At 67.7% G+C, this 8,389-nt stretch carries 15 protein-coding genes and 1 pseudogene; 12 read left to right on the top strand and 4 right to left on the bottom strand.

The window, feature by feature from the left end:
* From tuf to rpsQ, 12 genes and pseudogenes are all read left to right on the top strand, one after another.
* Nucleotides 1-135 (top strand): annotated as a pseudogene (gene tuf / locus MKL01_RS13995) (elongation factor Tu); the annotation flags it as partial.
* A gap of 80 nt (nucleotides 136-215) precedes the next feature.
* Entirely contained in the window at nucleotides 216-524 is a 309-nt protein-coding gene (rpsJ, locus tag MKL01_RS14000; protein ID WP_043351245.1) for a 30S ribosomal protein S10, read from the top strand.
* 50 nt (nucleotides 525-574) lie between these two features.
* Complete coding sequence (gene rplC / locus MKL01_RS14005) at nucleotides 575-1,312, top strand: 50S ribosomal protein L3 (RefSeq protein WP_243905821.1); 738 nt, start codon at nucleotides 575-577, stop codon at nucleotides 1,310-1,312.
* Nucleotides 1,312-1,932, top strand: a complete 621-nt coding sequence (rplD, locus tag MKL01_RS14010) for a 50S ribosomal protein L4 (RefSeq protein WP_243905822.1) — start codon at nucleotides 1,312-1,314, stop codon at nucleotides 1,930-1,932. Before rplC ends, rplD begins: the two co-directional genes overlap by 1 nt.
* Complete coding sequence (locus tag MKL01_RS14015) at nucleotides 1,929-2,225, top strand: 50S ribosomal protein L23 (RefSeq protein WP_243905823.1); 297 nt, start codon at nucleotides 1,929-1,931, stop codon at nucleotides 2,223-2,225. The genes rplD and MKL01_RS14015 overlap by 4 nt, the downstream gene beginning before the upstream one ends.
* 25 nt (nucleotides 2,226-2,250) lie before the next feature.
* Complete coding sequence (gene rplB / locus MKL01_RS14020; RefSeq protein WP_243905824.1) at nucleotides 2,251-3,087, top strand: 50S ribosomal protein L2; 837 nt, start codon at nucleotides 2,251-2,253, stop codon at nucleotides 3,085-3,087.
* Between the two features lie 5 nt (nucleotides 3,088-3,092).
* The gene (rpsS, locus tag MKL01_RS14025) at nucleotides 3,093-3,371 is read left to right on the top strand and encodes a 30S ribosomal protein S19 (RefSeq protein WP_192708807.1); all 279 of its coding nucleotides are present in this window, start codon (nucleotides 3,093-3,095) and stop codon (nucleotides 3,369-3,371) included.
* A 1-nt stretch (nucleotide 3,372) separates the two neighbouring features.
* Nucleotides 3,373-3,759 (top strand): 50S ribosomal protein L22, encoded by a 387-nt coding sequence (rplV, locus tag MKL01_RS14030; protein ID WP_058194329.1) that lies wholly within the window; start codon nucleotides 3,373-3,375, stop codon nucleotides 3,757-3,759.
* A 10-nt stretch (nucleotides 3,760-3,769) separates the two neighbouring features.
* Nucleotides 3,770-4,516, top strand: a complete 747-nt coding sequence (gene rpsC / locus MKL01_RS14035) for a 30S ribosomal protein S3 (protein WP_012319192.1) — start codon at nucleotides 3,770-3,772, stop codon at nucleotides 4,514-4,516.
* An 11-nt stretch (nucleotides 4,517-4,527) separates the two neighbouring features.
* A complete protein-coding gene (gene rplP, locus MKL01_RS14040; protein WP_091719330.1) occupies nucleotides 4,528-4,941 on the top strand; it encodes a 50S ribosomal protein L16 in 414 nt (137 codons plus the stop codon).
* Nucleotides 4,942-4,953: 12 nt separating this feature from the next.
* Entirely contained in the window at nucleotides 4,954-5,169 is a 216-nt protein-coding gene (gene rpmC, locus MKL01_RS14045; protein WP_243905825.1) for a 50S ribosomal protein L29, read from the top strand.
* Nucleotides 5,170-5,190: 21 nt separating this feature from the next.
* Nucleotides 5,191-5,454, top strand: coding sequence for a 30S ribosomal protein S17 (rpsQ, locus tag MKL01_RS14050; RefSeq protein ID WP_243905826.1), 264 nt, complete (start codon nucleotides 5,191-5,193; stop codon nucleotides 5,452-5,454).
* 245 nt (nucleotides 5,455-5,699) lie between these two features.
* On the opposite strand, the gene MKL01_RS14055 is transcribed toward rpsQ, so the two are convergent.
* From MKL01_RS14055 to MKL01_RS14070, 4 genes are all read right to left on the bottom strand, one after another.
* The gene (locus tag MKL01_RS14055; protein ID WP_243905827.1) at nucleotides 5,700-5,996 is read right to left on the bottom strand and encodes a type II toxin-antitoxin system RelE/ParE family toxin; all 297 of its coding nucleotides are present in this window, start codon (nucleotides 5,994-5,996) and stop codon (nucleotides 5,700-5,702) included.
* Nucleotides 5,993-6,217, bottom strand: a complete 225-nt coding sequence (locus MKL01_RS14060; protein WP_243905828.1) for a hypothetical protein — start codon at nucleotides 6,215-6,217, stop codon at nucleotides 5,993-5,995. The genes MKL01_RS14055 and MKL01_RS14060 overlap by 4 nt, the downstream gene beginning before the upstream one ends.
* A 111-nt stretch (nucleotides 6,218-6,328) precedes the next feature.
* Complete coding sequence (gene recA, locus MKL01_RS14065) at nucleotides 6,329-7,390, bottom strand: recombinase RecA (protein ID WP_409566253.1); 1,062 nt, start codon at nucleotides 7,388-7,390, stop codon at nucleotides 6,329-6,331.
* 241 nt (nucleotides 7,391-7,631) lie between these two features.
* On the bottom strand, nucleotides 7,632-8,389 hold a 758-nt coding region (locus MKL01_RS14070), incomplete at its 5' end, for a response regulator (RefSeq protein WP_243905830.1).

The raw sequence follows: 8,389 nt of genomic DNA on the forward strand, positions 1-8,389 counted from the left end.
GTGATGCCGGGCGACAACGTGACCATGGACGTGGCGCTGATCGTGCCGGTGGCCATGGAGGAGAAGCTGCGCTTCGCCATCCGCGAGGGCGGCCGCACCGTCGGCGCCGGCGTCGTCGCCGCCATCAACGATTGAGTTCGCAAGAGCATCCTTAGCAGGGCGCGGCGGGGTTCAGGCACCGCACACCCCGCCGTCCCTCTCAAGGTTTCAGGAACATGAACGGTCAGAACATCCGCATCCGCCTGAAGGCGTTCGATCACCGCATCCTCGATGCGTCGACCAAGGAGATCGTCTCCACGGCCCGGCGCACCGGCGCGACCATCCGGGGCCCGATCCCGCTGCCGACGCATATCGAGAAGTTCACCGTCAACCGCTCGCCGCACATCGACAAGAAGTCGCGCGAGCAGTTCGAGATGCGCACGCACAAGCGGGTGCTCGATATCGTCGATCCGACGCCGCAGACCGTGGACGCGCTGATGAAGCTCGACCTCGCCGCCGGCGTGGACGTGGAGATCAAGCTCTAAGTCCCGCTGGGATTTAGAGCTTACCGTTTCATCGCGCGAGGGAGAGACCTATGCGCTCAGGTGTCATTGCACAGAAGGTCGGCATGACCCGCGTCTTTACGGACGCTGGGGAGCATGTCCCCGTCACCGTGCTGAAGATCGATCAGTGCCAGGTGGTCGCCCACCGCACGGTCGAGAAGAACGGCTACGTCGCGCTGCAGGTCGGCGTCGGCAAGGCCAAGGTGAAGAACGTCTCGGCCGCCGAGCGGGGCCGCTTCGCGGTCGCCAAGGTCGAGCCGAAGAAGAAGCTCGCCGAGTTCCGCGTGTCCGAGGACGCGCTGATCCCGGTCGGCGCCGAGATCACCGCCGACCACTTCATCCCCGGCCAGTTCGTGGATGTCACCGGGACCACCACCGGCAAGGGCTTCGCGGGCGGCATCAAGCGCTGGAACTTCGGCGGCCTGCGTGCCACCCACGGCGTGTCGATCTCGCACCGGTCGATCGGTTCCACCGGTGGCCGTCAGGACCCGGGCAAGACCTTCAAGAACAAGAAGATGCCGGGTCACCTCGGCGTCGAGCGGGTCACCACCCAGAACCTGCGGGTCGTCCGCACCGATCCGGAGCGTGGCCTGATCCTGGTCGAGGGCGCCGTTCCGGGCGTCGCCGGCGGCTGGATCCAGATCCGCGACGCGGTGAAGCGCAAGCTCCCCGCCGACGTTCCGCTGCCGGGCAAGTTCCGTGAGAACGGCGCTTCCACCGAGTCGGCGCAAACGGCCCCCGAGGCCGCTGCGGCTGAGGAGACCGCGTGATGAAGCTCGATGTCAAAACCCTCGACGGCGCCGGCGCCGGCTCGGTCGAGCTGAACGAAGAGATCTTCGGTCTCGAGCCCCGCTCCGACCTCCTGCAGCGCATGGTCCGCTGGCAGCTCGCCAAGCGGCGCGCCGGCACCCACGCGGTGAAGAACCGCTCGGACGTGAACCGGACCCGCAAGAAGCTGTACAAGCAGAAGGGCACCGGCAACGCCCGCCACGGCGCGGCCTCGGCGCCGCAGTTCCGCGGCGGCGGCCGGGCCTTCGGTCCGGTGGTGCGCGACCACAGCCATGACCTTCCCAAGAAGGTCCGCGCTCTGGCGCTCCGCCACGCCCTGTCGGCGAAGGCCAAGGCCTCGACCCTGATCGTCGTCGACGACATCAAGATCGAGGATCACAAGACCAAGGGCCTCGTCGAGCGCTTCGGCAAGATGGGCCTCTCGAACGCGCTGATCATCGGCGGTGCCGAGGTCGACGTGAATTTCGGCCGGGCCGCCCGCGCCATCCCGCAGATCGACGTGCTGCCCGTGCAGGGCATCAACGTCTACGACATCCTGCGCCGCGACACGCTCGTCCTGACGAAGGCTGCCGTCGACGCGCTGGAGGAGCGTTTCAAATGAGTGCCGATCCGCGCCACTACGACATCATCGTCGCCCCGGTCATCACCGAGAAGGCGACGAACCTGACCGAGCAGAACAAGGTCGTCTTCCGGGTCGCCCCCAAGGCGACCAAGCCTCAGATCAAGGAGGCGGTCGAGAAGCTGTTCGACGTGAAGGTCACGGCGGTGAACACCCTCGTGACCAAGGGCAAGAAGAAGATTTTCCGCGGCCTCCGCGGGCAGCGCTCCGACGTGAAGAAGGCGATCGTCACCCTGGCCGAGGGCCACACGATCGACGTCACGACCGGGCTCTGAGGACGGGTTTTAGGGATCCAAGCCGATGGCCTTGAAGACATTCAAACCGGTCACGCCGAGCCTGCGCCAGCTCGTGCTCGTCGACCGCCGTGAGCTCTACAAGGGCAAGCCGGTGAAGGCGCTGACGGAGGGCAAGTCGTCCTCCGGCGGCCGGAACAACCTCGGCCGCATCACCGTCCGCTTCCGCGGCGGTGGCCACAAGCGCGTGCTGCGCAACGTCGACTTCAAGCGTCGCGAGCAGCTCGGCGTCTCCGCCACGGTGGAGCGGATCGAGTACGATCCGAACCGCACGGCCTTCATCGCGCTGATCAACTTCCCCGACGGGAAGCAGAGCTACATCCTGGCTCCGCAGCGCCTGCAGCCCGGCGACAAGGTCGTGGCCGCCGAGAGCGTCGACATCAAGCCGGGCAACGCCGCTCCGGTGGGTTCGATGCCGGTGGGCACGATCGTCCACAATGTCGAGCTGAAGATCGGCAAGGGTGGCGCGATCGCCCGCTCGGCCGGCAACTACGCGCAGATCGTCGGTCGCGACCAGGGCTACGTGACCCTGCGGCTGAATTCGGGCGAGCAGCGCCTGGTCCACGGCCAGTGCTTCGCCAGCGTCGGCGCGGTCTCGAACCCGGACCACATGAACATCTCGCTCGGCAAGGCCGGGCGCAACCGGTGGCTCGGCAAGCGCCCGCACGTCCGCGGCGTGGCGATGAACCCGGTCGACCATCCGCACGGCGGCGGCGAGGGTCGCACCTCGGGCGGCCGCAACCCGGTCACGCCCTGGGGCGTGCCCACCAAGGGGAAGAAGACCCGGTCCAACAAGCGGACCGACGTGTTCATCCTGTCCAGCCGCCACAACCGCAAGAAGTAATCGCCATGGCACGCTCTCTCTGGAAGGGGCCGTTCGTCGACGGCTACCTCTTCAAGAAGGCCGAGGCGGCGCGGGGTTCCTCGCGCTCCGAGGTCATCAAGATCTGGAGCCGCCGCTCCACGATCCTCCCGCAGTTCGTCGGGCTCACCTTCGGTGTGCACAACGGGCAGAAGCACATCCCGGTCTACGTGTCCGAGGAGATGGTGGGGCACAAGTTCGGCGAGTTCTCGCCGACCCGCACCTTCCCGGGCCACGCGGCCGACAAGAAGGCGAAGAGGCGCTGAGATGGGCAAGCAAGCCACCCCCCGCGCGCTCCCCGAGAACGAGGCCAAGGCCGTCGCGCGCATGCTGCGCGTCAGCCCGCAGAAGCTCAACCTCGTGGCGCAGATGATCCGCGGCAAGAAGGTCGACACCGCGCTGGCCGACCTGCAGTTCTCGCGCAAGCGGATCTCGACCGAGGTCAAGAAGTGCCTCGAGAGCGCCATTGCGAACGCCGAGAACAATCACGACCTGGACGTGGACGACCTCGTCGTCTCCCAGGCCTTCGTCGGCAAGGCGCTCGTTCTCAAGCGCTTCCACGCCCGCGCCCGCGGCCGTGGTGCACGTATCCTGAAGCCCTTCTCGAACCTCACCATCGTGGTTCGCGAAGTCCGCCAGGCCGAAGCGGCCTGAGGAGGATCTGATGGGCCAGAAAGTCAACCCGATCGGTCTCCGGCTCGGCATCAACCGGACCTGGGACTCCCGCTGGTTCGCCAACAAGGGCGACTACGCGAAGCTCATGCACGAGGACGTCGCGATCCGCGCCGCCCTCATGAAGCAGCTCAAGCAGGCGGCGGTCTCCAAGATCGTTATCGAGCGTCCGCACCGGAAGTGCCGCGTCACCATCCACTCGGGCCGTCCGGGCGTGGTGATCGGCAAGAAGGGCGCCGACATCGAGAAGCTGCGCAAGCTCGTCGGCACCATGACCAAGGCCGACGTGACCATCAACATCGTCGAGGTGCGCAAGCCCGAGATCGACGCCACCCTGGTGGCCGACTCGATCGCCCAGCAGCTCGAGCGCCGGGTCGCCTTCCGTCGTGCCATGAAGCGCGCCGTCCAGTCGGCGATGCGTTTGGGTGCCGAGGGCATCCGGATCAACTGCTCGGGCCGCCTCGGCGGCGCCGAGATCGCCCGCCAGGAATGGTACCGCGAGGGCCGGGTCCCGCTGCACACGCTGCGGGCCGACGTCGACTACGGGACGGCGACGGCGTTCACGACCTACGGTACCTGCGGCATCAAGGTGTGGGTGTTCAAGGGCGAGATCCTCGAGCACGACCCGATGGCGCAGGACAAGAAGGCCCAGGAAGAGGGCGGCCGCTCCGGCGGACGCCGTGAGCGCGATGGCGAGGGCGGCCGCGAGCGCGGACGCCGCGAGCGCGAGCACGCGTAAGGTAGGAAGCCATGCTGCAACCGAAAAAGACCCGCTTCCGCAAGCAGTTCAAGGGCCGCATCCACGGTGCGGCCAAGGGCGGCTTCGAGCTGAACTTCGGCCAGTTCGGCCTGAAGGCGGTGGAGCCCGAGCGCGTCACCGCCCGCCAGATCGAGGCGGCCCGCCGCGCGATCACCCGCGAGATGAAGCGCCAGGGCCGCGTCTGGATCCGGGTGTTCCCGGACGTGCCGGTCTCCTCGAAGCCCACCGAGGTCCGCATGGGCTCCGGCAAGGGCGCTCCGGATTACTGGGCCGCCCGCGTGCATCCCGGCCGGATCATGTTCGAGGTCGACGGCGTTGCCGAGGCCATCGCCAAGGAGGCGCTCCGCCTCGGCGCCGCGAAGCTCCCGATCCGCACGCGGGTCGTCCAGCGCATCGCCGACTGAACGGAGGATATCGTGAAGTCGACCCAGAGAGTGTCTGATCTCAAGGCGTTGTCGCCGGATCAATTGAACGACGAGTTGCTGAACCTCAAGAAGGAGCAGTTCAACCTGCGCTTCCAGGGGGCCACCGGCCAGCTCGAGAACGTCGCCCGCGTCCGCGAGGTCCGCCGCGACATCGCCCGTGTCCGGACTCTGCAGCGTTCCAAGACGCTGCAGCAGGCCAAGGGCTGAGGCGGGTTTTAGGAGAGAACCATGCCGAAGCGCATCCTGCAGGGCACCGTCGTCAGCGACAAGGGTGAGAAGACCATCGTGGTGAAGGTGGAGCGCCGCTTCACCCACCCGGTGATGAAGAAGACCGTCCGGCGGTCGAAGAACTACCACGCGCACGACGAGGCGAACGCCGCCAAGGTCGGGCAGACGGTGTTCATCGAGGAGTGCCGCCCGTTCTCGAAGACCAAGACCTGGAAGCTCGTCGAGGGCGAGGCCGCCGCGGCCGAGGCTGGCGAAGCCGCCTGATTTGGCCGCGCTCGGGGCCTGCGGGCTTCGGCGCGCGCCGGGCCGACGACGGGTCATGGTGAGTGGTCGGTGAGAGCCTCGCGGCGACGCGGGGCTTTCGCGGTTTCGCAGCCGGCGACAGCTCGAATGCCGCTCCCTCCGTCATCCGCGTGCGGAGGAGCGAGGCGAAGCACCCGTCGATCTACGGTGCCTCGCACTGTTCGCAAAGGCGGTGGCGCTGAAGCGATCGATTGATCGTCGGCGGATCAGGTCAGGCGCCGCTGAGCGGCGTGCCGGATTGTGACGACCGTCAGACCCTCTGCCTTCGGGTCGACCTGATAGTAGATGAGATAGGGCCACCGCGGCGCGGCGACGACGCGGAGCGCTGCGGCTTTATCGTCCAATCGGATGCGCCGTCCGATTTCGGGACAGCGGGCCAGCAGGTCGAAGCAGTCTCGTATCGCGTGTTGAGCGTCCCACGCAGCGCTCAGGCTTCGAGCGCGGAGATAAGCGCCGATCTCGGTCAGACGGTGGACCGCCCGGCGCGAGAGGCGAAGCCTCACGGCTCGAACTGTCGGAAGGCAGATTTGACCTCTTCGTCCGTCGCGATGTCGCCCCGGGCGATCTCATCGAGACCGGCGAGGACGTCCTGGAGGTCGTCGGGATCGATCTCGACGGTCGCGCCCAGGCCGGCGAGATCAAGCATCGCCTGCGCGATCGTCTCCTGTGTGTCCGGGGGCATGCGGCGGACGGCTTCGACGGCCTTGTCGAGCAGGTCGGTCATGGCGCGCGGCAACTCCGGAACGGCAAACGGTTCCGGGGAGGCCCCGGAACCGTCCTAATGTCTCGCGTCGATGACGCAGTCGCAAGCCATCTTGGGGTGCGACCGCGAGGCCTACGCCTCGCCCTCGTCGAGATCGTCCGGCGTGGGCGTGGCGTTCTCCAGGATCTTCTCGGCGACGAGCCCGGAATTCTGCCGGATCGAGGCCTCGATCTTGTTGGCGATCTCCGGATTGTCCCGCAGGAACCCCTTCGAGTTCTCGCGGCCCTGGCCGAGGCGCTGGCTGTTGTAGGAGAACCAGGCGCCGGACTTCTCGACGATGCCGGCCTTCACGCCCAGGTCGATGAGCTCGCCGACCTTCGAGACGCCCTCCCCGAACATGATGTCGAACTCGACCTGCTTGAACGGCGGCGCGACCTTGTTCTTCACCACCTTCACGCGGACCTGATTGCCGATCGCCTCGTCGCGGTCCTTCAGGGTCGAGATCCGGCGGATGTCGAGGCGGACCGAGGCATAGAACTTCAGGGCGTTGCCGCCCGTGGTCGTCTCGGGGCTGCCGTACATCACGCCGATCTTCATCCGGATCTGGTTGATGAAGATCACCATGCAGTTCGAGCGCGAGATCGAGCCGGTCAGCTTCCGCAGGGCCTGGCTCATCAGGCGCGCCTGGAGACCCGGCTGGCTCTCGCCCATCTCGCCCTCGATCTCGGCCCGCGGGGTGAGCGCGGCCACCGAGTCGACCACCAGCACGTCGATGGCGCCGGAGCGCACCAGCGTGTCGGTGATCTCCAGGGCCTGCTCGCCCGTGTCGGGCTGGGAGATCAGCAGGTCGTCGAGGTTGACGCCGAGCTTGCGGGCGTAGACCGGGTCGAGGGCGTGCTCCGCGTCGATGAACGCGCAGACGCCGCCCTTCTTCTGGGCTTCCGCGATGGTGTGGAGCGCCAGCGTCGTCTTGCCGGACGATTCGGGTCCGTAGATCTCGACGACGCGGCCCCGCGGAAGGCCGCCGACACCGAGGGCGATGTCGAGCCCGAGCGAGCCCGTCGACACCGTCTCGACCTCCTGCACCTTGTCGTTCTTGCCGAGCCGCATGATCGAGCCCTTGCCGAAGGCGCGTTCGATCTGGGACAGGGCGGCGTCGATCGCCTTGGACTTGTCCTTGTCCACGGGGGGCATGTCGACCACTTTCAATGCGGGCTGGGCCATCTGGCTGGCTCCTTATGAAGGGGTTGGGCGCGGTTCACAACGCGCGTCGGCAACGCCCTTTCGTACCTGTTTTGTTCTCGTTCGGCAAGGCCTGCGGTCGGGGTTTCCCGTGGTCCGGCCGCCGCCCCCAGCACCCGTGATCGGCGCTTCGGCGGGGTGCGATCCCGGCCCGACCGCGTCCGGCGGAGCGCGGACGGGCCGGGATCGCCCCTCAATCCGCCATCGTCTTCTTCACGGTCTCGACGAGCTGCTTCAGGCTGAAGGGCTTGGGCAGGAAGTTGAAGGTCTCGCCCTCCGGAAGGTTCTTGCGGAAGGCGTCCTCGGCGTAACCGGAGACGAAGATCACCTTCAGGTCGGGCTGGTGCTTGCGCACCTCGCGCAGCAGGGTCGGGCCGTCCATCTCGGGCATGACCACGTCGGAGACGACGAGGTCGATCGGCTGCGCGCCCTCGCGCACGATCGCCAGCGCCTCGAGGCCCGAGGCCGCCTCTAGCACCGTGTAGCCCCGGGCCGAGAGCGCCCGGCTGTTGACCGCCCGCACCGGATCCTCGTCCTCCACGAGCAGGATGGTGCCCTGCCCGGTATGGTCGGCTGCGGGCTTGCGCGGCGCCGGCCTGTCGGCGGGGATCGGCAGGTCCGTGGGCGCGCCGGTCCCGTCCGCCCTCGCCGCCGCGGGCGCCCGCGCGGAGTCGGTTCGCGCCGGCGGCAGGGCCGGGACCTCCTCGGGCTCCGCCACCGGCACGTGCCGCGGCAGGTAGATGCGGAAGGCGGTGCCCTCCCCGACGGACGACTGCACGTCGATGGTGCCGCCGGACTGCTTGACGATGCCGAACACGGTGGAGAGCCCGAGGCCGGTGCCCTTGCCGATCTCCTTGGTGGTGAAGAACGGCTCGAAGATCTTCTCCATCAGCTCGGGCGGGATGCCCTGGCCCGTGTCGCGGACCTCGATCAGCACATGGTCGCCCGCGG

The organism is Methylobacterium sp. J-070 (assembly GCF_022829385.1).
Lineage (GTDB): Bacteria > Pseudomonadota > Alphaproteobacteria > Rhizobiales > Beijerinckiaceae > Methylobacterium.